This window comes from Acidovorax sp. GW835-FHT14G06 (assembly GCF_058793595.1).
Genome location: NZ_JBXAGA010000001.1, coordinates 525,122 through 550,295, shown reverse-complemented (window position 1 = coordinate 550,295; position 25,174 = coordinate 525,122). Strand labels below are relative to the sequence as shown.

At 65.0% G+C, this 25,174-nt stretch carries 25 protein-coding genes; 17 read left to right on the top strand and 8 right to left on the bottom strand.

Features of this window, described 5'->3' with window-relative positions:
• The first annotated feature begins 59 nt into the window (after positions 1–59).
• From glnA to AC1Q64_RS02400, 5 genes are all read left to right on the top strand, one after another.
• Positions 60–1,475, top strand: a complete 1,416-nt coding sequence (glnA, locus tag AC1Q64_RS02420; protein ID WP_056637704.1) for a type I glutamate--ammonia ligase — start codon at positions 60–62, stop codon at positions 1,473–1,475.
• Positions 1,476–1,696: 221 nt separating this feature from the next.
• On the top strand, positions 1,697–2,224 hold the full coding sequence (locus AC1Q64_RS02415; protein ID WP_291437613.1) for a hypothetical protein: 528 nt from the start codon (positions 1,697–1,699) through the stop codon (positions 2,222–2,224).
• An 81-nt stretch (positions 2,225–2,305) separates the two neighbouring features.
• Complete coding sequence (glnL, locus tag AC1Q64_RS02410; RefSeq protein WP_492250328.1) at positions 2,306–3,331, top strand: nitrogen regulation protein NR(II); 1,026 nt, start codon at positions 2,306–2,308, stop codon at positions 3,329–3,331.
• A gap of 50 nt (positions 3,332–3,381) precedes the next feature.
• On the top strand, positions 3,382–5,034 hold the full coding sequence (gene ntrC, locus AC1Q64_RS02405; RefSeq protein ID WP_291437612.1) for a nitrogen regulation protein NR(I): 1,653 nt from the start codon (positions 3,382–3,384) through the stop codon (positions 5,032–5,034).
• Positions 5,035–5,262: 228 nt separating this feature from the next.
• Complete coding sequence (locus tag AC1Q64_RS02400; protein ID WP_291437610.1) at positions 5,263–6,210, top strand: ferritin-like domain-containing protein; 948 nt, start codon at positions 5,263–5,265, stop codon at positions 6,208–6,210.
• 177 nt (positions 6,211–6,387) lie between these two features.
• Here the strand turns inward: AC1Q64_RS02400 and xth are convergent, their stop codons facing one another.
• The 4 genes from xth to AC1Q64_RS02380 all read right to left on the bottom strand — a co-directional run bounded on the left by xth (position 6,388) and on the right by AC1Q64_RS02380 (position 9,296).
• Positions 6,388–7,167, bottom strand: a complete 780-nt coding sequence (gene xth, locus AC1Q64_RS02395; protein ID WP_492250309.1) for an exodeoxyribonuclease III — start codon at positions 7,165–7,167, stop codon at positions 6,388–6,390.
• 78 nt (positions 7,168–7,245) lie between these two features.
• Positions 7,246–7,734: a dihydrofolate reductase gene (locus AC1Q64_RS02390; protein ID WP_492250308.1), complete on the bottom strand. Its 489-nt coding sequence runs from the start codon at positions 7,732–7,734 to the stop codon at positions 7,246–7,248.
• A 32-nt stretch (positions 7,735–7,766) separates the two neighbouring features.
• Positions 7,767–8,375, bottom strand: coding sequence for a DUF4337 domain-containing protein (locus AC1Q64_RS02385; protein ID WP_056743682.1), 609 nt, complete (start codon positions 8,373–8,375; stop codon positions 7,767–7,769).
• Between the two features lie 69 nt (positions 8,376–8,444).
• Positions 8,445–9,296 (bottom strand): thymidylate synthase, encoded by an 852-nt coding sequence (locus AC1Q64_RS02380; RefSeq protein WP_291438872.1) that lies wholly within the window; start codon positions 9,294–9,296, stop codon positions 8,445–8,447.
• 423 nt (positions 9,297–9,719) lie between these two features.
• On the opposite strand from AC1Q64_RS02380, the gene AC1Q64_RS02375 reads away from it, so the two are divergent.
• From AC1Q64_RS02375 to AC1Q64_RS02325, 11 genes are all read left to right on the top strand, one after another.
• Positions 9,720–11,063 (top strand): ABC transporter substrate-binding protein, encoded by a 1,344-nt coding sequence (locus AC1Q64_RS02375; protein ID WP_492250307.1) that lies wholly within the window; start codon positions 9,720–9,722, stop codon positions 11,061–11,063.
• A gap of 158 nt (positions 11,064–11,221) precedes the next feature.
• Positions 11,222–12,085 (top strand): carbohydrate ABC transporter permease, encoded by an 864-nt coding sequence (locus tag AC1Q64_RS02370; protein WP_492250306.1) that lies wholly within the window; start codon positions 11,222–11,224, stop codon positions 12,083–12,085.
• A 15-nt stretch (positions 12,086–12,100) separates the two neighbouring features.
• Positions 12,101–12,946: a carbohydrate ABC transporter permease gene (locus AC1Q64_RS02365; RefSeq protein WP_069105337.1), complete on the top strand. Its 846-nt coding sequence runs from the start codon at positions 12,101–12,103 to the stop codon at positions 12,944–12,946.
• Between the two features lie 49 nt (positions 12,947–12,995).
• Positions 12,996–14,039, top strand: a complete 1,044-nt coding sequence (locus tag AC1Q64_RS02360; protein WP_492250305.1) for an ABC transporter ATP-binding protein — start codon at positions 12,996–12,998, stop codon at positions 14,037–14,039.
• Between the two features lie 17 nt (positions 14,040–14,056).
• Positions 14,057–14,791, top strand: a complete 735-nt coding sequence (locus AC1Q64_RS02355) for an SDR family oxidoreductase (protein WP_492250304.1) — start codon at positions 14,057–14,059, stop codon at positions 14,789–14,791.
• Between the two features lie 19 nt (positions 14,792–14,810).
• Positions 14,811–16,214 carry a D-arabinitol 4-dehydrogenase gene (dalD, locus tag AC1Q64_RS02350; protein WP_492250303.1) on the top strand — a complete coding sequence of 468 codons (1,404 nt, stop codon included), beginning with the start codon at positions 14,811–14,813 and terminating at the stop codon, positions 16,212–16,214.
• A 29-nt stretch (positions 16,215–16,243) separates the two neighbouring features.
• Positions 16,244–17,179, top strand: coding sequence for an AraC family transcriptional regulator (locus AC1Q64_RS02345; RefSeq protein ID WP_260666958.1), 936 nt, complete (start codon positions 16,244–16,246; stop codon positions 17,177–17,179).
• A gap of 127 nt (positions 17,180–17,306) precedes the next feature.
• Positions 17,307–18,791, top strand: a complete 1,485-nt coding sequence (gene xylB / locus AC1Q64_RS02340; protein WP_492250302.1) for a xylulokinase — start codon at positions 17,307–17,309, stop codon at positions 18,789–18,791.
• Positions 18,792–18,819: 28 nt separating this feature from the next.
• Positions 18,820–19,854, top strand: coding sequence for a PfkB family carbohydrate kinase (locus AC1Q64_RS02335; RefSeq protein ID WP_492250301.1), 1,035 nt, complete (start codon positions 18,820–18,822; stop codon positions 19,852–19,854).
• A 73-nt stretch (positions 19,855–19,927) separates the two neighbouring features.
• Entirely contained in the window at positions 19,928–20,203 is a 276-nt protein-coding gene (locus tag AC1Q64_RS02330; RefSeq protein ID WP_492250300.1) for a hypothetical protein, read from the top strand.
• Positions 20,200–20,688 carry a GNAT family N-acetyltransferase gene (locus AC1Q64_RS02325; protein ID WP_492250299.1) on the top strand — a complete coding sequence of 163 codons (489 nt, stop codon included), beginning with the start codon at positions 20,200–20,202 and terminating at the stop codon, positions 20,686–20,688. Before AC1Q64_RS02330 ends, AC1Q64_RS02325 begins: the two co-directional genes overlap by 4 nt.
• 144 nt (positions 20,689–20,832) lie before the next feature.
• Here AC1Q64_RS02325 and AC1Q64_RS02320 read toward each other — a convergent pair whose 3' ends face one another.
• Together AC1Q64_RS02320 and AC1Q64_RS02315 are read right to left on the bottom strand one after the other, a co-directional pair.
• Positions 20,833–21,453, bottom strand: coding sequence for an SMI1/KNR4 family protein (locus tag AC1Q64_RS02320; RefSeq protein ID WP_492250298.1), 621 nt, complete (start codon positions 21,451–21,453; stop codon positions 20,833–20,835).
• Between the two features lie 20 nt (positions 21,454–21,473).
• Positions 21,474–21,941, bottom strand: coding sequence for a GNAT family N-acetyltransferase (locus AC1Q64_RS02315; RefSeq protein ID WP_492250297.1), 468 nt, complete (start codon positions 21,939–21,941; stop codon positions 21,474–21,476).
• 178 nt (positions 21,942–22,119) lie between these two features.
• Between AC1Q64_RS02315 and AC1Q64_RS02310 the strand changes: the two genes are divergently transcribed.
• Positions 22,120–23,211 (top strand): hypothetical protein, encoded by a 1,092-nt coding sequence (locus AC1Q64_RS02310; protein ID WP_492250296.1) that lies wholly within the window; start codon positions 22,120–22,122, stop codon positions 23,209–23,211.
• Positions 23,212–23,241: 30 nt separating this feature from the next.
• Here AC1Q64_RS02310 and AC1Q64_RS02305 read toward each other — a convergent pair whose 3' ends face one another.
• Complete coding sequence (locus AC1Q64_RS02305; protein ID WP_492250295.1) at positions 23,242–24,660, bottom strand: FAD-binding oxidoreductase; 1,419 nt, start codon at positions 24,658–24,660, stop codon at positions 23,242–23,244.
• Between the two features lie 57 nt (positions 24,661–24,717).
• The gene (locus AC1Q64_RS02300; RefSeq protein WP_492250294.1) at positions 24,718–25,167 is read right to left on the bottom strand and encodes a DUF2069 domain-containing protein; all 450 of its coding nucleotides are present in this window, start codon (positions 25,165–25,167) and stop codon (positions 24,718–24,720) included.
• Positions 25,168–25,174 lie beyond the last annotated feature (7 nt).

The window sequence follows — 25,174 nt, the reverse complement described above, 5'->3', positions numbered from 1 at the left end:
AAACTGCTTTTATTTCGGCAAACTCTTTTTTCAACAAGCGCTTTATCCAGGAGAACCTGATGGCCAAGACCGTTGCAGACGTGATGAAGATGGTGAAGGAGAACGAAGTCAAGTTCGTTGACTTCCGTTTCACCGATACCCGTGGCAAACAACAGCACACCACGGTGCCCGTCTCTCACTTCGACGAAGACAAGTTCACTTCGGGCCATGCCTTTGATGGTTCGTCGATCGCTGGTTGGAAGGGCATTGAAGCCTCCGACATGCAGCTGATCCCCGACCCCAGCACGGCCAACATCGATCCGTTCTTTGAAGAAACGACGCTGATCCTGACCTGCGACGTGATCGAGCCCACCGACGGCAAGGCCTACGACCGCGACCCCCGCTCCATCGCCAAGCGCGCTGAAGCCTACCTGAAGGCGTCTGGCCTGGGCGACACGGCCTACTTCGGTCCCGAGCCAGAATTCTTCATCTTCGACGGCGTGCGCTGGAGCACCGAGCCCAACCACACGTTCTACGAAATCGAAGAGTACGAAGCCCCCTGGAACACGGGCGCCAAGCTCGAAGGTGGCAACCGTGGCCACCGTCCCACCGTCAAGGGCGGCTACTTCCCAGTGCCTCCTGTTGACAGCACGCAAGACATGCGCGCCGAGATGTCCCTGATCCTCGAGTCCCTGGGCATTCCGGTCGAAGTGTTCCACCACGAAGTGGCGGGTGCTGGTCAGAACGAAATCGGCACCCGTTTCAGCACGCTGGTTGAGCGCGCTGACTGGACCATCCTGCAAAAGTACGTGATCCACAACGTGGCCAACGCCTATGGCAAGACCGCCACGTTCATGCCCAAGCCTTACCACGGCGACAACGGCTCCGGCATGCACGTGCACCAGTCCGTCTGGAAGGACGGCAAGAATCTGTTTGCTGGCGACGGCTATGCCGGTCTGTCGGACTTCGCGCTGTACTACATCGGCGGCATCATCAAGCACGCACGTGCCCTGAACGCCATCACCAACCCCGGTACCAACAGCTACAAGCGCCTGGTGCCCCACTTTGAGGCCCCGGTGAAGCTGGCCTACTCGGCCAAGAACCGTTCTGCTTCGATCCGTATTCCTTACGTGGCCAACCCCAAGGGCCGTCGCGTGGAAGCTCGCTTCCCCGATCCACTGATGAACCCCTACCTGGGCTTCGCTGCCCTGCTGATGGCTGGTCTGGACGGCGTGGAGAACAAGATCCATCCCGGCGAAGCCGCCACGAAGGACCTGTACCACCTGCCTCCAGAAGAAGACAAGCTGGTGCCCACTGTGTGCCACAGCCTGGACCAGGCCCTGGAACACCTGGACAAGGACCGTGCGTTCCTGACCAAGGGTGGCGTGTTTACCGACAGCATGATCGACGCCTACATCGATCTGAAGATGAATGAAGTGACCCGCTTCCGCATGGCCGTGCACCCTGTCGAGTACGACATGTACTACTCGCTGTAATCGTCTGCCTGCAGACCATTGCTCAAAAAAGGCGGCGCAAGCCGCCTTTTTTCATGGGCGGGCGGAGGCGCTACAGGCGCCGAACGCGTGCGGCGGAACCAAGACGCCAGGTGTTGCGTCCGTATACACAGCCCTTCAAGGGTCTGCCCTTGTTGGATTGGAGATGTAGGGTGATTGGGGGATACTCCCCTGTCCCCTGCATGTCAGTGCGAGGAAACCGAATGAATAAAACGCTCATCACCCTGCTCCTCATCGCCGCCACCGTTCCCGCAGTCCAGGCGCAAGACCGCATCTACCGTTGCGGCAACGAATACACCAACAATGCCCAGCAAGCCAAGGAGCGCGGCTGCAAGCTGGTAGAGGGGGGCAACGTTACCGTGGTACAGGGCACCCGCCCAGCGTCTGCCGCAGCGCCTGCTACCAGTGGCGGTGGCGCCGCTGCCACATCTTCCGCTACATCGCCCGCCACGGCGCCCCGCGTGAGCAACAACGAGCAAAAGTCCCGCGACTCGGACGCACGCGCCATCCTGGAGTCCGAGTTGCGCAAGGCGGAAACGCGCCATGCCGAACTGCTCAAGGAATACAACAACGGTGCCCCGGAGCGCAACGCACTGGACCTGCGCAACCCGCAGCGCTACACCGAACGCACGGCCGAACTCAAAGCCAGTGTGGCCCGCAGCGAGAGTGACATTGCGGGTATCAAGCGAGAGATCGCCCGCCTGCCGGCCCCTGCTGCGCCCACCAACTGACAGCGGTGATTGCGTGTGAGTGCCCCTTCTTCCTCCGACCTTCCCGGCACTGACACCGGGCGTTTTCATTCCCTGGACCTGATGTCCACCCTGGTGGCGGTGCTGCGCGCTGACGATGGCGCGGTGCAGTTTGCCAATGCCGCGCTGGAGAACACGCTGGGCCTCTCGCGCCGCACCCTGGAGGGGGCGGACTTCTCCACCTTTTTTACCGACCCGGCACTGCTGCAGACCGCCCTGGCGGGCGCACGGGGCAAGGACTTTGCCGCGCTGCGCTACGAAGCCAGCCTGAAGCGCCTGCACCAGGACCCTGTGCCCGTGCATGTCAACGTGGCCGATGCCGAACAGGTGGGCGAAATATTGGTGGAGCTGTGGCCGCTGGAGCAGCAGGCCCGCCAAGACCGCGAAGAGCGCCTGCGCGACCAAGCGCAGGCCAACAAGGAGCTGATCCGCAACCTGGCCCACGAGATCAAGAACCCGCTGGGCGGCATCCGTGGTGCCGCGCAACTGCTGGAGATGGAGCTCGACAACCGGGAGCTCACCGAATACACCCAGGTGATCATTCACGAGGCCGACCGTCTGCAAAGCCTGGTGGACCGGCTGCTCGCGCCCCATCGCCACCCGCACCTGGTGGGCGATGTGAACATCCACGAAGTGTGCGAGCGTGTGCGCTCGCTGGTGCTGGTCGAATACCCGCAGGGCCTCAAGGTTCAGCGCGACTACGACACCTCCATTCCCGAGTTTCGGGGGGACCGCGCGCAGCTCATTCAGGCGGTGCTGAACATCGTGCAGAACGCGGCCCAGGCGCTGTCAGAGCGCATTGCCAAGGGCGACGCCGTGATCACGCTGCGCACGCGTGTGGCCCGCCAGGTCACGTTCGGCCGACAGCGCTACCGGCTGGCACTGGAATTGCATGTCATCGACAACGGACCGGGCGTACCCGATGCCATCAAGGAGCGGATTTTTTATCCGCTGGTGTCGGGTCGGGACGGCGGATCAGGGCTGGGGCTGACGTTGGCGCAAACCTTCGTGCAGCGTCACCACGGGTTGATCGAATGCGACAGCGTATCGGGTCGCACCGACTTCCGCATCCTGATCCCGCTGCCCTGAAGCGCACGATGGTCCCTGACACGCAACCACAGGGAAGGTAAGAAAAACATATGAAGCCGATCTGGATAGTAGATGACGACCCCTCGATCCGCTTCGTCCTGGAAAAGGCGCTGGCCCGCGAGAACCTGCCCACGCGTAGTTTCACGCACCCGCGCGAAGTGCTGGACGCACTGGCCGATGTCACCGCAGGCGACCCCGCGCGCCAGGGCCCCCAGGTTCTGGTGAGCGACATCCGCATGCCCGGAGGTTCGGGCCTGCAACTGCTGGAGAAGGTGCGCGAGCTGCAGCCCGGCCTGCCCGTCATCATCATGACGGCGTACTCCGACCTCGACAGCGCGGTGTCGGCCTTTCAGCGCGGCGCGTTCGAATACCTGCCCAAGCCGTTTGACCTGCCCAAGGCGGTGGAGCTGATCCGCCGCGCGGTGGAAGAAAGCCAGCGGGAGGAAGTCACCGAAGAGCGCCAGACCGCGACCCCCGAAATGCTGGGCCAGGCGCCCGCCATGCAGGACGTGTTCCGCGCCATCGGGCGGCTGTCGCAAAGCCAGGTCACGGTGCTCATCACCGGCGAATCGGGCTCGGGCAAGGAGCTGGTGGCCCGCGCGCTGCACAAGCACTCGCCGGTGGCAGACGGCCCCTTTGTGGCCATCAACACTGCCGCCATTCCCAAGGACCTGCTGGAGAGCGAACTCTTCGGCCACGAGCGCGGCGCCTTCACCGGCGCACAGACGCAGCGGCGCGGGCGCTTTGAGCAGGCCGAGGGCGGTACGCTGTTCCTCGATGAAATCGGCGACATGCCGTTTGATTTGCAGACGCGCCTGCTGCGCGTGTTGTCCGACGGCCAGTTCTACCGCGTCGGCGGCCACGCAGCCGTCAAGGCCCATGTGCGCGTGATTGCGGCCACCCACCAGAACCTGGAGCAGCGCGTCAAGGAAGGCGGCTTTCGCGAGGACTTGTTCCACCGCCTCAACGTGATCCGCCTGCGCCTGCCCGCGCTGCGCGAGCGGCATGAAGACGTGCCCATGCTCACGCGCCATTTTCTGCAGCAAAGCGCACGGCAGCTGGGCGTCGAGCCCAAGCGCATTGCCGATTCGGCGCTGGCGCGGCTGGAGCAGTTTGCCTTCCCGGGCAATGTGCGCCAGCTGGAGAACATCTGCCACTGGCTCACAGTGATGGCGCCCGCGCAGGTGATCTCGCTGCAAGACCTGCCGCCCGAGGTGCTGGAAGCACCCGTGTACCAGCCGCCCATGCGCGCACCGGTGAGTGCGGAGCCTACTGCGGCCACGGTGACATCGATGCCGGTGGCGCCGCTGGCCCCCGTTGCACCGCTGGCCCCGGTGGTTCAGATGCCTGCAGCACCGCTGCCCCCGTCTGAAATGGTGGGGGGGCTGCACCCCGCAGTGCCAGTGTCTGCGCCTGTGCTTGCAGCCGTGCCGTCCTGGTCGGCCGACGCCGCTGCAGCCCCCGTTGCCTCAGCCCATAGCTGGGAACAGGCACTGGAAACCGAAGCGCAAAAACTGCTCGCCGGGGGCCAGCCCGAGGTGTGGGACGCTCTCACGCGCCGCTTTGAATCGCGCCTGATCCGCACCGCGCTGCTTGCTACCCACGGGCGCCGCATGGAGGCCGCGCAGCGCCTGGGCATTGGGCGCAACACCATCACCCGCAAGATCCAGGAGCTGGGGCTGGACGCGCCGGATGAAGCATGAAAATGGCTGCATGCGCCGGTTGAATATGCGCTGGGAGCTATTGAATATGTAGCAAGCCAAGGCCACCCCTGCGCTGCAGGCGGTGGCCTGAAATACAGCCTTGATGTGCGCCCATCCCATCGCCTCGCGGCGGGCTATGTCCTACATCCAGGCCCTCCCTGGACCGACCCGGCACTCCGGAGGTGGCTTCAACAATGAAGTCACTGTCAACCAACCGGAGATGTTTCTATGTCGGATTTCAACGATGCCAACCGTGACCCATTGACCAACGAGCCGGGCGCACACCCCATCGGAACGGGCGTGGGGGCAGCCCTCGGAGGCGCTGCTGCCGGGGCTGCTGCGGGTGCCTTTGGCGGCCCTGTGGGCGCTGCCATCGGTGGCGTGGCGGGCGCAGTCGCTGGGGGCCTGGCGGGCAAAGCCGCCGCCGAGGCCGTGAACCCCACCGAAGAAGACGCCTACTGGCGCGAGGCCTACCACCGCGAACCCTACTACGTGGGTGGGCGCACCTATGACCAATACCGCCCGGCCTACGAGTTGGGCTGGTCGTCGGTGGGCCGCTACGAGGGCGAGTTTGATGCCATCGAGCCGCGGCTCGCCGATGACTGGCGTGCACGCCACGGCAGTGACGGCCTGGCCTGGACCGACGTGCGGCCCGCCACCCGTGCTGCTTGGGAGCGAGCAGCCAACCGCCGTGTACCAGCCGAAGACCGCACGCTGGACGTGATCGATAACGAAGACGTCGTCGATGTGCTCAACGACCTGCTGGAGTCTGCGCGCGACGGCGAATACGGTTTCCATGCCTGTGCCGAGCACGCAGAGGCGGGCCAGCTCAAGGGCATATTTCAGCGCCACTCGCGCGAGTGTGCCGCTGCCGCCGTAGAGTTGGAGCACGAAATCCGCCGCTTGAATGGCGACCCCGCGCAGGGGGGGACCGTGGCGGGCGCGCTGCACAGGGGCTGGGTGTCGGTGAAGACCGCGTTGTCCACGCAGGACGACAAGGCCGTGCTGGAAGAGTGCGAACGTGGCGAAGACGCCGCCGTGGCACGCTACCGCAAGGCGCTGAAGGCGACGCTGCCAGCCGACATCCGCATGCTGGTTGAGCGCCAGGCGCAAGGCGCCCAGCGCAACCATGACGAAGTGCGTGCGCTGCGCAACGGCTTTTCGACCCAGCGATAAGCGCTGAAGGACGCACGTCTGGAGCGCATGTGGCCCACGGGGCTGATGCGCTCGGACGGCGTCGCCAGAAGCAAAAACAAAGGCTGCCAGAAGTTTGCTCTGACAGCCTTTGTTTTTGTCGATACCGGGCGACCACTGCGTCCGTTGCGACTGCTGCGTCTGTGCCGCTCGGGGGTATCAGGCCCCCATGGTGACCACCACCGGGGCGTGGTCGCTGGGCTGCGGGTTCTTGCGCGGAGCGCGGTCCACCACGCAGGCCGTCACCGTGGGCTTGAGCGCTTCGCTCACCAGGATGTGGTCGATGCGCAGGCCCCGGTTTTTCTGAAAGCCCAGCATGCGGTAGTCCCACCACGAGTAGCTTTTTTCGGGCTGCTCGAACAGGCGGAAGGCGTCTGTCAGCCCCAGCGTCAGCAGCGCCTGGAAGTGGTTGCGCTCTTCGGTGGTGTGGTGGATGGTCTCGCGCAGGCCCTCGGGGTCGTACGAGTCGCGGTCTTCGGGGGCCACGTTGAAGTCGCCCACCAGCACCAGGCGGGGGTGGGCGGACATTTCGGCGCGCACCATGTCCTGCAACGCCTGCAGCCAGCGCATCTTGTAGGCAAACTTTTCCGAGCCCGGCTCCTGGCCGTTGACGAAATAGCCATTGAGCAGGCGCAGCGGGCCCTCAGGTGTGTCCAGCGTGGCCGCGATGACGCGGGCCTGCTCGTCGCCAAAGCCTGGGATGTTGCGCACCACATCGCGCAGCGGGTGGCGGCTCAGGATGGCCACGCCGTTGTAGGTTTTCTGGCCGAAGGCGACGGCCTCGTAGCCCGCCTCTTTCAGCGCGTCGTGCGGAAACTTGTCGTCGGTGAGCTTGAGCTCCTGCAGGCACAGGGCATCGACCGGGTTGGTCGCCAGCCAGGCCAGTACCTGGGGCAGGCGCACCGACAGGGAGTTCACGTTCCAGGTGGCAATTTGCATGGTTTTTGGCCGGTAGCGCTAGTGGATCATGCGCCAGCAGCTATCAAAATGTGAGTGAATGAGGGAAGGGCTGAAGCGTCAGGCGCGGCGCACACGGGTCACAAAGCTGAACGGGAGCCCGTTGGTGCTCACGTGGTGCTCGCGGGCGGTTTCTACCCATTCTGCGCCCAGCACGGGGGCATAGGCATCGCCGTCAAAGTCCTGCGCGATCTCCGTGACCTCCACGCAGTCTGCCAGGGGCAAGGCCTCGGCATAAATCTGCGCGCCGCCAATGATCCACACGGTCTTGCCAGCGTCGCACTGTGCCAGGGCCTCGGCCAGGCTGCCCGCGCGGTGGGCGCCATCGGCCTGCCAGTCGGCCTGGCGCGTCACCACGATGTTGGTGCGACCGGGCAGGGGGCGAAAACGTGGCGGCAGCGAGTCCCAGGTCTTGCGGCCCATGACCACGGGGCAACCCTGAGTGAGCTGCTTGAAGTGCGCCATATCCTCCGGCAGGTGCCAGGGCAAGCGATTGTCCTTGCCGATGACGCCGTTGGCCGCGCGGGCGTAGATGAGGTGCAGGGGCATGGGGCTCGCTCGGTGTGTGAGTGGGGAGGGGATCAGATGTGCAGGAACGCCAGCGCGCCCACACCCAGGCCCACGGCGGCCACGCCGTACATGCCGTATTCCAGCCACTTCTTCTTGGTCAGCAGCGCAATCGCGGCCAGGGCAATCGCCACCTGCAGCGCGGTGGTGGCCTGGGCCCAGCGGTGGTGCTGGTGCATCTGGGCCTCACTTTGCTGATCGAAGGCGTGGGCATCGGCCTCCAGCTTTTCGGCCGCGGTCTTGATCTCGTTCTTCTCTTTTTCGTAGCGGTCGATCTTGGCCTGGTATTTGACCTTCTCGGCTTCGGCAGGGGTCAGGTCACGGGCCAGCTCGGCCAGGCTTTGTTTGGTGCTTTTGGACTGGAAGTAATTCCACTGGTTGGAGGCCTCGGTCTTCTTGATGGCCGCATCGTTCTTCATCAGGCCCGCATTGGCCTGGGTGGCGCCGCCCATGTAGGCAAAGATGGCACCCACCGTGGCCACGATGGCCGTGAACATGGCGATCTTGTTGGTGGACGAGCCGCCGCCATGGTCCGCGCCGTGGTGCGCAGCATCGTGGCCGTGGGTGGCATGTTCGACCGCGTGGTCGTGGGGGCCATGTACGTGGAATCCGCCGGAAGACATAGATAGAAGCTCGTTGTATTGGTTATGGGTGAAAGCGGGGCCTGTGCCGCTGGCTGGCTGGTGCAGTGGTCAGACTGCCACGGGCGCCTTGATGGCAGGGTGGCACTGGTAGTCCACCACTTCAAAGTCTTCGTACTCGTAGTCGAAGATGCTGTCGGGCTTGCGTTTGATGTTCAAGACCGGGTAGGGGTAGGGCGTACGCGCCAGCTGGGCCTGTACCTGCTCGTGGTGGTTGCTGTAGATGTGGCAGTCGCCGCCCGTCCAGATGAAGTCGCCCACATCCAGGTCGCACTGCTGGGCCACCATGTGGGTCAGCAGTGCATAGCTGGCGATGTTGAAGGGCACACCCAGAAAGATGTCTGCGCTGCGCTGGTACAGCTGGCAGCTCAGCGTGCCGCGCCCGCCGGGTTCTTGCGCCGGGGCCACGTAGAACTGGAAGAACGCGTGGCAGGGCATCAGCGCCATCTTGTGCAGCTCGGCCACGTTCCAGGCGCTCACGATGATGCGGCGCGAGTCGGGGTTGGTTTTCAGCGTTTTGATCACGTCGCTGATCTGGTCGATGTGCCCGCCGTCCGGCGTGGGCCAGCTGCGCCACTGCACGCCGTACACCGGACCCAGGTCGCCATCCTCGCGCGCCCACTCATCCCAAATCGTGACGCCGCGCTCTTTCAGCCAGTTGTTGTTGCTGGAGCCCGTCAGGAACCACAGCAGCTCCTGGATGATGGACTTGAGGTGCACCTTCTTGGTGGTGACCAGCGGAAAGCCCTCTTTCAGGTCAAACCGCATCTGGTGGCCAAACACGCTCTTGGTGCCGGTGCCCGTGCGGTCCGATTTGTCCACGCCGTGGGTGAACACGTGGCGCATGAAGTCTTCGTACTGGGAGCGCACGGGGCGGGAGGCGGTGGCAAAGGCTTGTGTCATGGGGGAGGGCAAAGGGCTCATCACAGAGGGATTGGAGCGAGGCACTGGTACTGCATCCGTCCATACAGGGGCAGGTGCACGCAGTAGCGCTGCAGGATTTTATGCGGCCCGGTATGGGTTTCTCATGGCCAAGAACGCAATGTGCTGGTAGTGCAGAAAGGATAAGCCTTTGCAGCTATGTATTTTGTAGCGAACAGTGAGAGGCTGCAGCGTCTGTAGCCCCCGGAGTGGATGGGGATAGATACCCAATTGACATGACTAGGTAGAAATCCTGATTAGATGGTGCAAATTAGTATCTTTGCAGGAGCTGGGAGTACCAATCCGGCATGGCAGCATCGGTATCGTTCAGTCCGTCAATGCCCTGTATGCCTGCGTGTGGCGTTGAACGGCAGATTCCATACCAATACCGAAGGAGACATTCCGATGCCACATTCCCCCCGTGTTGCCGCCCCCCGGCGCCTGACCCTGGCCGTTGCGCTGGCCGCCACTTTGACCATATCGCTGTGCGGCGCTGCCAGTGCGCAGACCGAGCTGGTCATTGCCACCGTGAACAACGGCCACATGATCGAGATGCAAAAGCTCAGCAAGAACTTCGAGCAGGCGAACCCCGACATCAAGCTCAAGTGGGTCACGCTGGAAGAAGGCGTGCTGCGCCAGCGCGTGACGACCGACATCGCCACCAAGGGCGGCCAGTTCGATGTGATGACGATCGGCATGTACGAAGCGCCCATCTGGGGCAAGAAGGGCTGGCTGCAGGAGCTGAAAACCGACGCGGCGTACGACGTGGACGACCTGCTGCCCGCCGTGCGCAATGGCCTGACCGTGGATGGCAAGCTGTTCGCCGCCCCGTTTTATGGCGAAAGCTCCATGCTGATGTACCGCAAGGACCTCGCCGACAAGGCTGGTGTGCAGGTGCCCGAGCGCCCCACCTGGCCGCAGATCAAGGACCTGGCCGCCAAGATGCACGACCCCAAGAACGGCGTGTACGGCATCTGCCTGCGCGGCAAGCCGGGCTGGGGCGACAACATGGCGTTTTTGACCACGCTGGTCAACACCTTCGGCGGCCAGTGGTTCGACATGCAGTGGAAGCCGCAGCTCGAATCCAAGCCCTGGAAGGAAGCCATCACCTTCTACGTCGACCTGCTCAAGAACTATGGCCCGCCCGGCTCGTCGGCCAACAGCTTCAACGAGATCCTGGCGCTGACCAACTCCGGCAAGTGCGGCATGTGGGTGGATGCCACCATCGCCGCATCGTTCGTGGCCGACCCTAAGCAGTCCAAGGTGGCCGACCAGATGGCCTTTGCCCAGGCGCCCACCATGAACACGCCCAAGGGCGCGAACTGGCTGTGGTCGTGGAATCTGGCCATCCCGGCTGGTTCCAAAAAGGTCGACGCCGCGCAGAAGTTCATCACCTGGTCCACCAGCAAGGACTACATCCAGCTGGTGGCCAAGACCAACGGCTGGGCCAACGTGCCCACCGGCACGCGCAAGAGCACCTACGCCTCGCCGGAATTCCAGAAGGCCGCGCGTTTTGCCGCCGCAGAGAAGACCGCCATCGACTCGGCCAACCCCACGGATTCGACCTTGCCCAAGAGCCCGTATGTGGGCGTGCAGTTCGCGGCCATTCCGGAGTTCCAGGCCATCGGTATCGCCGTGGGCCAGCAGATGAGTTCTGCGCTGGCAGGCAAGACGACGGTGGACGCGGCACTCAAGGCCGGCCAGGTGGCGGCTGACCGCGAAATGAAGAAGGCCGGCTACTACAAATAGGCAAGCACCCATTGGGCTACTGCGCGGCCCGATCTGGGGGGCGGTGTTCCTCGCCGTACGGGAGTACGACTGCGGTACAGCACCCCCACCTCGGGCCGCTCGCTACGCCCACTGGGCGCTTGCCTCACTGCGCTGTGTAAGTCTGTATCGGAATTCCCATGAACCGCCGCCTGCTACCCCGTCTGCTGCTCACGCCAGCCATGGCCACGCTCTTCCTGTGGATGATCGTGCCGCTGGTGATGACGATCTACTTCTCGCTCATCCGCTACAACCTCATGCAGCCGGACCAGACCGGGTTTGCCGGGCTGGAGAACTTTGAGTATTTCGTCACCGACCCGTCGTTTGGCACGGCAGTGGTCAATACGCTGCTGCTGCTGGGCAGCGTCATTCTCATCACGGTGGTGTTCGGCATTGCGATTGCGCTGCTCATCAACGAGCCGTTTGCGGGCCGTGGCATCGTGCGGGTGCTGCTGATCTCGCCGTTCTTCGTCATGCCCACGGTGAACGCGCTGATGTGGAAGAACATGATGATGAATCCCATCTACGGCGTGCTCGCCCAGGTGTGGATCTTCTTTGGCGCAGCGCCGGTGGACTGGCTCACCGACCACCCGCTGTTCTCGGTCATCGTCATGGTGTCGTGGCAATGGCTGCCGTTCGCCACGCTGATCTTCATGACCGCGCTGCAGAGCATGAACCACGAGCAGCTGGAAGCCTCGCGCATGGACGGCGCCAACTACCTGCAGCAGCTGCGCTACCTGTATGTGCCGCACTTGGCCCGATCGGTGGCGGTGGTGGTGATGATCGAACTCATCTTTTTGCTCAGCATCTTTGCCGAGATCTACACCACCACGGGTGGCGGGCCGGGCGATGCGAGCACCAACGTCACCTTCCTGATCTTCAAGCAGGCGCTGCTCAACTTCGACGCGGGCGTGGCCTCGGCAGGTGCGCTGTTCGCAGTGTTGCTGGCCAATATCGCGGCGGTGTTTCTGATCCGCATGGTCGGCAAGAACCTTGACAAGTAAGACGGGGCAACGCTCATGACAACGACACAACGACGCCGCTCCAACTTCCCGCTGGGCCTGCTGGCCCTGCGCACCGCCGCTGCCTGGGGCGTGGCCCTGCTGCTGTTTTTCCCGCTGGGTTGGCTGTTCCTCACGGCGTTCAAGACCGAGTTGCAGGCCATCGCCGTGCCGCCGCAGCTGTTCTTTGTCCCCACGCTCGAAAACTTCCACGAGGTGCAGGAGCGCAGCGACTACTTGCTGTACGCCAAGAATTCGGTCATCACCAGCGTGGTCTCTACCCTGGTGGGGCTGATGCTGGCTGCGCCTGCGGCCTACGCCATGGCCTTCTTCAAGGGCAAGTACACCAAGGACATCCTCATGTGGATGCTCTCGACCAAGATGATGCCCGCCGTGGGCGCGCTGGTACCCATCTATGTGCTGGCGCAAAAGAGCCACCTGCTCGATACGCAGCTTGCGCTCATCATCGTGTTCGCGCTGTCCAACCTGCCCATCATGGTCTGGATGCTGTATTCGCACTTCAAGGACATCCCGCGCGAAATTCTGGAAGCCGCGCGCATGGACGGCGCCACGCTGTGGCAGGAGGTGCGCTTGGTGCTGCTGCCGCTGGGCATGGGCGGGCTCGCGTCCACCGGCCTCTTGTGCCTGGTGCTGTCATGGAACGAGGCCTTCTGGAGCCTGAACCTGAGCGCTGCCAAGGCGGGCACGCTGGCCACGCTGATCGCGTCGTACTCCAGCCCCGAGGGCCTGTTCTGGGCCAAGTTGTCTGCAGCGTCGCTCATGGCCATTGCGCCCATTGTGGTGTTTGGCTGGTTCAGCCAGAAGCAGCTGGTGCAGGGCCTGACGTTTGGCGCCGTGAAGTAACGCGCAGCTTTCCTATCCAACGCAATCAAGTTTTCAGGAACCAGATTCCATGGCCTACCTTCAACTGCGCGGCATCGAGAAATTCTTTGGTGAACACCGCGCCATCAAGGGCATCGACCTCTCCATCCAGAAAGGCGAATTCATCGTCTTCGTCGGCCCCTCGGGCTGCGGCAAGTCCACGCTGCTGCGGCTGATCGCGGGGCTCGAAGCCACCGACGGCGGCACGCTGATGCTGGACGGCCGCGACATCACCGACCAGCCCTCGAGCAAGCGCGACCTGGCCATGGTGTTCCAGAGCTATGCGCTGTACCCGCACATGAGCGTGTACGAGAACATGAGCTTCGCGCTCAAGCTCGCCAAGGTGGACAAGCAGGTGATCGACGAGAAGGTGCAGAACGCCGCGCGCATCCTCAACCTCACGCAGTACCTGCAGCGCACGCCCAAGGAGCTGTCGGGCGGGCAGCGCCAGCGCGTGGCCATCGGCCGCGCCATCGTGCGCGCGCCCAAGGTGTTCCTGTTTGACGAGCCACTGTCCAATCTCGACGCGGCGCTGCGCGGCCAGACCCGGGTGGAGATCGCCAAGCTGCACCGCGACCTCGGGGCCACCACCATCTACGTCACGCACGACCAGGTGGAGGCCATGACGCTGGCCGACCGCGTGGTGGTGCTGCGCGACGGCGTCATCGAGCAGGTGGGCACACCGCTGGAGCTGTACGACAAGCCTGCCAACCAGTTCGTGGCCCAGTTCATCGGCACGCCGCAGATGAATGTGGTGCCCTTGCCGCAGCTGCCATCGCCCGTGCAGCAGCAGGCACCCGCCGGGGCGGAGGGCGGCGCCATCGGCCTGCGCCCCGAGAACATCACGGTGCGCAACACCGGCGCGACGCCGGTGCCGGGCCAGGTGGACTTGGTGGAAGCATTGGGCGCAGAGACGCTGATCTACGTGAGCACGCCCAGCGGCGCGCAGTTTGTGGCGCGCCAGAACGACCGCACAGGCCTGCGTGCGGGCGATGCGGTTTGCCTGGACATCGATGCCTCGCAAGCCCATTGGTTCGACCCGAACGGCCGCGTGGTGGCCCGCCAGACCGCATGACCGCCATGACTGCTCCCATGCCCCCCGGACAAGAACTTCAAGGCAAGGTGGCGGCCGTTACCGGCGCCGCATCGGGCATCGGCTTTGCCAGTGCCCAAGCCATGGCCCACGCTGGTGCGCGTGTGGTGCTGATCGACCGTGACGAGGCAGCGCTGGCCAAGGCCTGTGCAGCCATCGGCGCCGGCGCCTTGCCGCTGGTGCTGGACCTGCTCGATGCCAGGCAATGCGCCAGCCTGCTGCAGCGCACGCTGGCGCTCGCGGGCCAGCTCGACATCTTTCACGCCAACGCCGGGCTGTATGTGGGCGGCGACCTGGTGGATGCCGACCCCGACGCCATCGACCGCATGCTCAACCTGAACGTCAACGTGGTGATGAAGAACGTGCACAACGTGCTGCCCCACATGATCGAGCGTGGCACGGGCGACATCATCGTCACCAGCTCGCTGGCCGCGCATTTCCCCACGCCGTGGGAGCCCGTCTACGCCTCGTCCAAGTGGGCGGTCAACTGCTTTGTGCAGACCGTGCGCCGCCAGGTGTTCAAGCACGGCATCCGTGTGGGTTCCATCTCGCCCGGTCCGGTCATCACCTCGCTGCTGGCCGACTGGCCCGCGGAAAAGCTCGCCGAGGCCAAGGCCAGCGGCAGCCTCATCGCGGCGTCCGAAGTGGCCGATGTGGTGCTCTTCATGCTCACCCGCCCGCGCGGCATGACCATCCGCGACGTCGTGATGATGCCCACGAACTTTGATCTCTAGAAACCCGCAGTCACGCACCATGAATTTCATCCTGCACCTGGGCCTGGGCTCTTTCCACCGTGCCCACCAGGCCGTCTACGTTCACCAGCTGCGCCAGCAAGGTGACACGGGCTGGGCCATCGCAGGCGGCAACCTGCGCCCGGACATGGCCGACACCATCGCGGCGCTGCAAGCGCAGGATGGGCGATATACGCTCGAAACCGTCACCCCCCAAGGCGAGCGCAATTACACCGTCATCGAGTCGATCCAGCGGGTGATCCCCTACCAGGACGACCTGGCCCCGCTGATTTCCATGGGTGCCGACCCCGCCACCCGCATCATCAGCTTCACGGTGACCGAAGCGGGCTACTACCTGGATGCCCAGAACCAGCTCGACTGGCCCACGTTTGCCGACCTGCGTGCCGATCTGGCGGCCGTGAAGGCCGGCCAGGCAGGCCACACGATCTACGGCGGCCTGGTCAGCATCCTGCGCGCACGCCGGGCAGCCGGTGCAGGCCCTGTGACGCTGATGAACTGCGACAACCTGCGCCACAACGGCGACCGCTCGCGCGGCGGGCTGTTGCAGTTCATCGAGGCACTGGGCGATACGCCACTGAAAGAGTGGGTGGAGCAGAACACCACCAGCCCCAACGCCATGGTGGACCGCATCACGCCACGCCCCACGGCCGATGTGGCCGAGCGCGTGAAGGCTGCAACGGGTTGGGACGACAAAGCAGCACTCATGGGTGAAAGCTTTATCCAGTGGGTCATCGAAGACCATTTCATCGCGGGCCGACCCGCGTGGGAAACGGTCGGCGTCGAGATGGTTCAGTCGGTGCAGGCCCATGAAGAGGCCAAGATCCGCCTGCTCAACGCCACGCACAGTTGCATTGCCTGGGCGGGCACGCTCGCGGGCTACCAGTACATCCACGAAGGCACACACGATGCGGCCATTCGCCAGATGGCCTACGACTACGTCACCGACGACGCGATCCCGGTGCTCCACACCCCAGAGCAGCCATGCCCCATCGACCTGCAGCGCTACCGCGACGTGGTGCTGGACCGCTTTGGCAACCCCGCCATTGCAGACACCAATCAGCGCGTGGCCATGGATGCGTTCTCCAAGATCCCCGGCATGATCGCGCCCACCGTCCGCGACAAGCTGGCGCGCAACGCACCGTTCGACAGCGTGGCCATGCTGCCCGCGCTGTTCCTGGCCTACCTGCAGCGCTGGCACGCGGGGCAGATCCCCTACACCTACCAGGACCAGGCCATGGACCCCGCAGCGGCCCATGCCATCTGCGATGCCGCTGACCCCGTGGCGGCGTATGCGGCCGACACGACCCTGTGGGGCGAGATGGCTGGCCACCCCCAACTGGTGGACGCGCTGCGCAAAGCCTATGCCCGCGTGTTGGCTTTTGTGGCGGAGCGGACAGGCGCCTGATGCTGGTGTAATTTGAGCCCACTATCGCCATGACCGTGAAGATGCCCATCGCCCCGCGCCAGACCAAGCCCGAGCTGGAGCACGACTATGTGCGCTCGCCCGCTCTGGGCTACGAGTCGCCCGAGACGGCGGGCTTCATCCGTTGCCTGTCGCACGGGTTTCCCACGCCGCTGGCGCGCTGGCATTACCACGACGAGTACGAGCTGCACCTGATCACCGCGACCTCTGGCAAGGTCTTTGTGGGGGACTGGATCGGTCAGTTCCAGCCCGGCCACCTGGTGCTGACCGGGCCGCGCCTGCCGCACAACTGGATCAGTATGGATCTGCCCGAAGGCGGCGTGCCGCTGCGCGACCTGGTGATCCAGTTCTCGCACGCGCCGCTGGTGGCCAGCAGCGAGACCATCCCCGAGCTGCGCGAGGTGCTGCCTCTGCTGGAGCGCGCGCGCCACGGTGTGGAGTTCTTTGGCATGGAAGCGCAGGCGCAAGAGCATTGGCACCGCATCAAGGCGCGTCAGGGGCTCGCCCGGTTCGGCGCTTTCTGTGAGTTCCTGAGCGACCTGGCGCGCTGCACCGACTTTCGCTTGCTGTCGAGCACGCAGCTGCAAAGCGAGGACAACGATACCCAGCTCGACCAGATCAACGCCATCGTGAGCCGCATCACCGACCACCTGGCCGACCCGCTGTCGGCGGCCGACCTGGCGCAAGAGCTGGGCATGACGGAAAGCCGCTTTTCGCGCTTCTTCCGCCGCGCCACGGGCAATACCTTCACCGACTTCGTGAACCTGGTGCGCGTGAACCGCGCGTGCCAGCTGCTGATGGAGACCGAGCGCTACATCACCCACATTGCTTATGACGTGGGCTTCAACAACATGGCTAACTTCAACCGCCGCTTTCTGGACATCAAGGGCATGACGCCCAGCGAGTACCGCAAGCAGGGCGCGGGAAGGTTTGGAAAGACTTCCTGATCCCTGGCCGGATCTGCACCCTGAGACGGGAGGAGGCCCTTGTTGCGTGACCCCTGCACGCAGCCCGCCAAAGGCAAAGGCCGGGCCATGGCTTTCACTGTGAATCACTGACATCTGTCCATCACCCATGTACCTTGGAATCGATTTAGGCACCTCGGGTGTCAAGCTCCTGCTGCTGGACGATGCGCACACTGTGGTCGCTACGGTAGATGCCGCCGTGCCCCAGCTGCGCCCCCAGCCCACCTGGAGCGAGCAGCACCCCGCCGACTGGTGGGCCGCTGTGGAGACCTCCGTGGCGCAGTTGCGCGCGCAGGCTCCCGCAGCGTGGGCGCAGGTGCGGGGCATCGGCCTCTCGGGCCACATGCATGGCGCGGTGGTACTGGACGCGTTGGGCCAGGTGCTGCGCCCGGCCATCTTGTGGAACGACGGCCGCGCCAGCGCCGAATGTGCGCAGCTGGAATCGGCTGTGCCCACTTCGCGCCAGATCACCGGCAATCTCGCCATGCCCGGCTTCACCGCGCCCAAGCTGCTGTGGCTGCGCACGCACGAGCCCGCCCTGTTCGACCAGATCCGCACCGTGCTGCTGCCCAAGGACTGGCTGCGCCTGCAACTCACCGGCGATGCAGTGAGCGACATGTCCGACGCATCGGGCACGCTGTGGCTGGACGTGCAGGCGCGCGCCTGGAGCCCGGCCATGTTGCAAGCCTGTGGGCTCGATGTTTCGCACATGCCGACGCTGGCCGAGGGCAGTGCGCCCACCGGCACACTGCGCAGCGATGTGGCACGCCGCTGGGGGCTCGGTGACAGCATCGTCGTGGCTGCTGGCGCGGGCGACAACGCCGCCAGTGCCGTAGGCGTGGGCGCCCGCACTGCGGGGCAGGGTTTTGTGTCGCTGGGCACCTCGGGTGTGGTCTTTCGCGTGACGGACGCTTTTGCGCCTGCCACCGAGCGCGCCGTGCATGCCTTTGCCCATGCGTTGCCGCAGCGCTGGCACCACATGTCCGTCATGCTCAGTGCAGCGAGTGCGTTTGGCTGGGTTACCCGGCTGACGGGGCGTGGCGACGAGGCGCAACTGTCTGACGCCGTCAGCGTCCTCAACACCACCCGCCAGGCGCAGGCGCCGCTGTTTTTGCCGTACCTGAGTGGCGAGCGCACACCGCACAACAACGCGGCTGCCACCGGCGTGTTCATGGGCCTGCGGGCCGAGCACGAAGCGGCGGACCTGGCCTATGCCGTGATGGAAGGCGTGGGCTTTGGCCTGCTGGATGGCCTCAATGCCATGCGTGCTGCCGGGGCCGGGCAGGGTGGTGCTGCCCGCCGGGATGATGAAGCCCTGGCCTTGGTCGGTGGCGGTGCCCGCAGCAACCCCTGGGCGCAGCTCTTGGCCAGCGCGTTGGGCACCCCGCTGCAGCGCCCGCAGGGCGCACACGCCGCAGCCGCCCTGGGGGCTGCGCGCCTGGCGGCCATGGCCTGCGGTGGTGACGAAGCCCACTGGTGCCAGCCTTTGCCCGCTGACGCCATCTTCATGCCACAGCCCGCACAACAAGCCCAGCTGGCCGAACGCTATGCCCGCTTTGTCGCGCTGTACCCCGCGCTGCAATCGCAGTTCTGACGCGCTGCCTGTTTTCTCCCAAAACACCATGACTTCCTCATCCACGATTTCCAACGGCACAGCGCCCATCCACGCCGCCATTGCAGGCGAGGCCCTCATCGACCTGATCCGCCGCCCCGATGGCAGCTACCTGCCGTGCCTGGGCGGCGCGCTCTACAACCTGTGCCGCGCGCTGGCGCGACAGGGTGTGGGCACCCAGTACCTCAACCCCCTGTCGCGCGACCGTTTTGGGCGTGAACTGGCTGCGCAACTGGTGGCTGACGGCGTGGTGCTGGCCCAGCCCGAGCCCGTGCAGCAGGTCACATCACTGGCCGTGGTCAATCTCGACGCACATGGCCACCCTGACTACGCCTTCTACCGCGAAGGCGTGGCCGACCGTGCCGTGTCTGCCGCAGGTCTGGGCGATAGCTGCGCCGCCTTGCCCGCGCTGCAGTTGGTGTGCACCGGCGCGCTGGCGCTCGACGCGCGTGACACTGCCATCTACCTGCCGTGGCTGGCCGCCCAGCGCGCCGCAGGCCGCTGTGTGGTGGTCGATGCCAATCTGCGCCCCTCCGTCATGCCCGACCTGCCGGCCTACCGCACCGCGGTGCACGCCGCGCTGGCCCACGCCCACATCATCAAGGCCAGCGACGAAGACCTGGAGCATCTGGCCGTGCCCGGCGTGGATGCCCTGGCCCGCGCACAGCATCTGCTAGCTGCCAACCCGCAGGCCCATCTGCTGGCGCTCACGCTGGGCGCGGAAGGCGCCTGGCTGCTGCACCGCAACGGCGTGCAGTGTTTTGCAAAAGAGGCCCAGCCGCTGCCAGTGGTGGACACCGTGGGCGCGGGCGACAGCTTTCTGGCAGGGCTGCTGGCGCATCTGCTGCGGCAGTCGCAGACCGCCGGGGTTGCGAGTTTTGCGGAGTTTGTGGACGGGCTGACGGCCGACGCCTGCCAGCAGGCGCTGCGCCATGCGCTGGCCAGCGCCAGCCTGTGTGTGATGGAGCAGGGCTGCGTGCCGCCGGGATGGGGGGCTGCACGCGCATGGAGCGAGCAGCATCCCGCCGCCCAAGACCCGCGCTGACATGGGGCTTGTGTCCGCACCCCTGGGAGCGGCATGTCTATGATCAAACATCGCCAATTCGCCGGGGATGCCTATGACTGATCTTGTGGTTGCGGTGTTGTGGTCTGCGGTAGATGTGCTGCTGATAGCCACCGGCGCACTGCTGGTGCGTGCGCTCAGCCTGGGGCGCTGGCGCACGGAGCATGTGCGCCACCAGGAAGCCCGCATGTTTGCTCCCGCCGGAGCGTTGTCGTTTCGGCGCGAGGGTCAACGCGTGGTGACTGCGAGCGGCCTGTACATCGCCGGATCTTTGTTCTACGCATTGCTGGCGGTGTTGCTGGTGGGCTTGTCGCGGGCCGCATCGGCATGAGGCCCGCCAACGCAGTCTCCGAAGCCCACCGCATCATCCCTGTGGGCCCCGATGCCGCAGAAGCCGCCTGCACGGTCATCCGCCAGTCCATCACCCACTGCTGTGCGCTTGACCACGGCCATGACCCCACCATCCTGATGGCCTGGCTGGCCAACAAGACGCCCGAGAACCTGGCTGCGTGGATCTCCGCGCTGGGCGCTGCAGCATGGGGGGCATACCGAGGCGACACGATGGTGGGCTTTGCGCTGCTGGCGCGGCCCACGCTGGCGCTTTGCTATGTGGTGCCAGAGGCCTTGCACCAAGGGGTGGGGCGGGGCCTGCTGCAGCACGTGGAGGCCCATGCACGCGAGGTGGGGCTCGCAGCTTTGGGGTTGGAGAGCACGCGCACTGCGGAGGCCTTTTATCGCCGCCTTGGCTATGTGCCGCATGGAGCGGGGCAAACCTGGGCGGGGCTAAAGGCACAGCCAATGCGCAAGGTGTTGTGACGTCACCTTTTCTGCAGTGGCGTTGCCCTTCGTGTCACGGACGGGAGGGCGAATGTTCTAGTAAAAATGGCCTCTGGCGCCCAATTTATATGCGCTGAAAGCTCTCATTTTTATAGCTATGGGTGCTCCCACCCCTGCCGCAGCTCACACGTCGGTACGCACCCGGTGGCCCTGGTTGTCGCTCATTTCCAGAATCCACCACTGGGCCCCCGTGTTCTTGTCAATGAAGCGCATGTGCGAAGCGATGTTGGCCAGCGTGGGGCTGTCGAGATGGAGCAGGCGCTGTACATAGTCCACCAGGTCGTCAGCCGCGTGGGTGAACTCATAACCGTCGTGGTCAAACTCGAAGACTTGTCCGGCGCACTCGCCATCGGTCGCCATCAGGATGTAGTTGCCCGAGTGCGGCGTCTCGCCAATCACCAGGCAGTGCGCAATCCAGTCGGGCAGGATCTCTTCGCGTTCTTCGTCACTCAGGTGCTCCGTCCAGCCCTCGAACGCCTCTTGCAGCGTGGGCCATTCAGCGGGCGGGGCGATGTAGCGGGCGGCGTCGCCCGAGTTGGCATCGTGGTACAGCAGCACGCCGCCGAACGTGGCGTAGAAAGCGGCGAGCTGGCCCACACCGGGCAGGGGGGCATCCATCGCAGCGGGGTGCTGGATGTGGTGCTGAAAATTCACCGTTTTGGTCTCTTGCGGCTTGTTGATGCGCTCGCAGAAGACCGTGCCGGTGTGTTCGGCGATGGCGCTGTGCAGATCAGGCAGTGTCATAGGTGGGCCTTGGGTGGCGGTCAGAGTTCTTGTGCGTACACGATGAAACCATGGTGCTTGGCCAGCTTGTCGTACAGCTGGCGCCCGGCGGCATTGGTCTCGTGGGTTTGCCAGTACACGCGGGAAGATTGGGCGGCGCGCGCTGCGCCGTACACCGCTTCGATCAGCGCCCGTCCCACGCCCCGGCCGCGCGCGGCTTCGCGGGTGAACAGGTCGCTGAGGTAGCACACGGGCTCGATGCGCGTCATGCTGCGGTGAAACAGATAGTGCGTGAGGCCCAGCAGCTCGCCGCTGGCATCGTCCTGCGCCACCAGGCAGAACATGGGCTCTGCCGCGTCATGAAACCGCTGCCAGGTGGCTTGCGTGATGTGCTCCGGCAGCGCGGTGGCGCCAAAGCGGCCATAGAACGCGTTGTAGCCGTCCCAGAGCGGGCGCCAGGCTGGGTAGTCGGCGAGCTGGACGGGACGTATGCTGGTGGCGGAACACATGGCGGGCTGCGAGATGTTGTGGAGCGATATTGCCATTTTGCAGTTAGAGCCGGAGGACTGTTTCCCTGCAAGGGCCTGCAGGTGCGCGGCGGCCGCCATGCCCCGCGGTTTTCTCGGGTGCGGTGGACTACGATGCGCGTCTGATCCGCATTCGGGCTCTGTGCCCCAAGCTTCGACCATGAGCTATGTTCTGCACCTCTGGCGCCATCCGATCCCTATCTCCAGTGACGACGCGCAGGCCACGCTGCGTGACCTGCGCCAGCAGTTGAGCTTCAACCCCGATCCGGCGGCAGGTGCTCTGATGCAAGCCATTGCAGCCGGGCTGCCGCAGGATGGCGAGCCCGAAGACTATTGGTCTGAAACCCCGGAGCCGGACCCGTTTGCGCTGGTGCAAAGCCTGAGCCCCGCCGTGGCCGAACTGGAGGTGGTGCTACCGGTGATTGAGCGCGTGGCTCGCCAGCTGGGGTGGGTGATTTTTGATCCGCACAGCGGCGAGGTGCACATCCCTTCAGGGCAGGCGTTGGGCCCGAGGGGATCTGCTGCAGCTGTGGCAGACATACCTGCATTCCCTGAGCTGGACACCTCGCCTTCGGCTCGCAGCCGCTGGATGCAGCAATCGCTGGAGCCCTTGTTTGTGCATCGGGGCTGGCGCAAGGTGCGGGGCGAATTCTGGTTCAAGAAAAAGCTGCCTGTGGGCGAGGCGCTGGTGTACTCGGACATGGTGCGAGACACCTTGCACCACGGCGTATGGATACGCCTTTCATTGCCCTCTCACCTGCAGGCAGCCCTTGATAGCGATGGCGGGCCGGCCTTTAGGGTGTCCCTGCAGCACTTCGCGCAGACGCGCAGACTGCCATTCACTTACCTGGAGCCACCTGCACTGTTCTCAAAACAGGCTGGGGGGGTGACCTACGAGTTGCCCATGGGCAGCGCAGACAGTGCCACCACGCGCCGGGATGAGCTGGCGGCACTGTACGACAGGGCCGTGCTGGACTGGCTGGACCAGCTGCACAGCCTGCAGGATCTGGACAGATGGGCCAACAGCGTGCCGGATGAGGAATGCCCCTTCGTGGGCCTGCGCCAACGCAGCGACTACCGCTTGCTGAACTACCACCCCGATCTGCTGGTGGCTGCTGCCGTCAACGCTCCTGACTTCGAGCAACGCGCCCTGGAGCGGTATGCCATGTACGAGGCTGATGCGTTTGGCAGGGGGCTCTTGCCCCCGATGCGCGAGCTGCTGGCCTTGGGCGGCCTGCATTTCTTGCGCTGATCTGGCGCTGATTGACCCGTGCCGGTGGGCCTAGGCCTGCAGCACCCGCCCCGGGTTCATGATGCCCTGCGGGTCCAGCGCCTGCTTGATGGCGCGCATCATGCCAAGCGCCACGGGCGACTGGTACTTGGCGAGCTTGTCGGCCTTGAGTTCGCCGATGCCATGCTCGGCCGAGAACGAGCCGCCAAACTCGGCCACGGCCTCGTACACCAGGTGGTTTACATGCGCTTCATGCTCGCGCAGGAAGGCCTTGGGGTCGCCCTCTGCCGGGGCCTGCACGTTGTAGTGCAGGTTGCCGTCGCCCAGGTGGCCGAAGTTGACCAAGCGCACGCCGGGGATCTCGCGCTGCAGCACTGCATCGGTGTGCGCCACAAAGGCAGGGATGCGCGAGATCTGCACCGAGATGTCGTGCTTGATGTTCAGGCCCTCTTCGGCCTGGGCGAGCGGAATGCTCTCGCGGATGTGCCACAGCTGGTGGGCCTGGGTGAGGTTCTCGGCCACCACGGCGTCTGTCACGCAGCCTGCTTCAAACGCGGTCTCCAGCAAGGCTTCAAACCGTGCGCGCGCGTGCTCTTCGGATTCGCTGTCGGAGTTTTCGAGCAGCACACACCAGGGCGCGTTGTCGTCGCCCAGGAAGGGTACGCGCAGCTGCGGCATGTGCTTGCCGACCAGGCTCAGCGCAAACTGGCCCATCACCTCAAAGCCCGTGAGGCCCGCGCCCAGCTGCTTGTGCGCCAGGCCCAGCAGCGCCACGGCGTGCTCCATGGATGGCACAGCGGCCCAGGCGGTGAGGCGTGCGGCGGGCTCTGGGTAGAGCTTCATCGTCGCGGCGGTGATGATGCCCAGCGTGCCTTCGCTGCCGATGAACAGGTCGCGCAGGTCGTAGCCGGTGTTGTCCTTGCGCAGGCCCTTGAGGCCGTCCCACACCTCGCCCTGGGCGGTGACCACTTCGAGGCCCAGGCACAGGTCGCGTGCATTGCCATAGCGCACCACCTGTGTGCCGCCTGCGTTGGTGCCCAGATTGCCGCCAATGGTGCAGCTGCCCTCGGCCGCGAGTGACAGGGGGAACAGCACGCCCGCGTTCTGCGCCACATCCTGCAGGTTCTGCAGGATGCAGCCAGCTTCTACCGTCATGGTGAGGTTGTCGGTGTCCACGCTGCGCACCGCGTTCATGCGGGTGAGGCTCAGCACGATCTGCGTGCCCGAGTCGTCGGGTGTGGAGCCCACGGCCAGGCCAGTGTTGCCGCCCTGGGGCACGATGGCGGTGCCTGCTGCTGCGCAGGCCTTAACCACAGCGGCCACCTCTTGCGTATTGGCAGGACGCACCACGGCCAGGGCCTTGCCGCGCACGCGGCGGCGCCAGTCCTGTTCCCAGGCGGTGAGGTCGCCTTCGTTGAGCACATGGGCGGGGCCGACGATGGTGCGCAGGGTGTCGAGCAAAGTGGTCATGGGTGAAGCGACGGGTTCAGTGGGTTGATCGGATAGCGGAGGGCTGCGCCATGGGCATCAGGGGGCGGGTGGCGCTGCGCTGGCTTCTGCCGCAGCAGCGGCTGCCTTGGCGTTGCGCTGGCGCACGCGGACATGCAGGGTGCAGGCGGTGAACAGCACGAGGCACAAGGCCACCTCGCCCCAGGCCAGCCATTGCGATGGGGGCTTGTCGCCCCAGCCGCGCACCACGCCTTCGGTGAAGTACAGCCAGATCACCAGGCTGACCCAGCGGTAGGTGTACATGCGGTTCTTGAGGATGCCTGCCAGCGGTATGCACAGCGGCAGCGCCTTGATGGCCAGCCACGAGCCGCCAGGCCGCACGGGCGCCAGCACCAGCTCCCACGCCAGGCACAGAACAATCAGGGCCAGCAAGCTACCGGTAGCCACCCAGCGGGTGGCAGCCACACCATGGTCGGAGGGCATGGGATGGGGGGTGGGCGAGGAGGGGGCGGCGGGGGATGCAGTCATTGGGGTG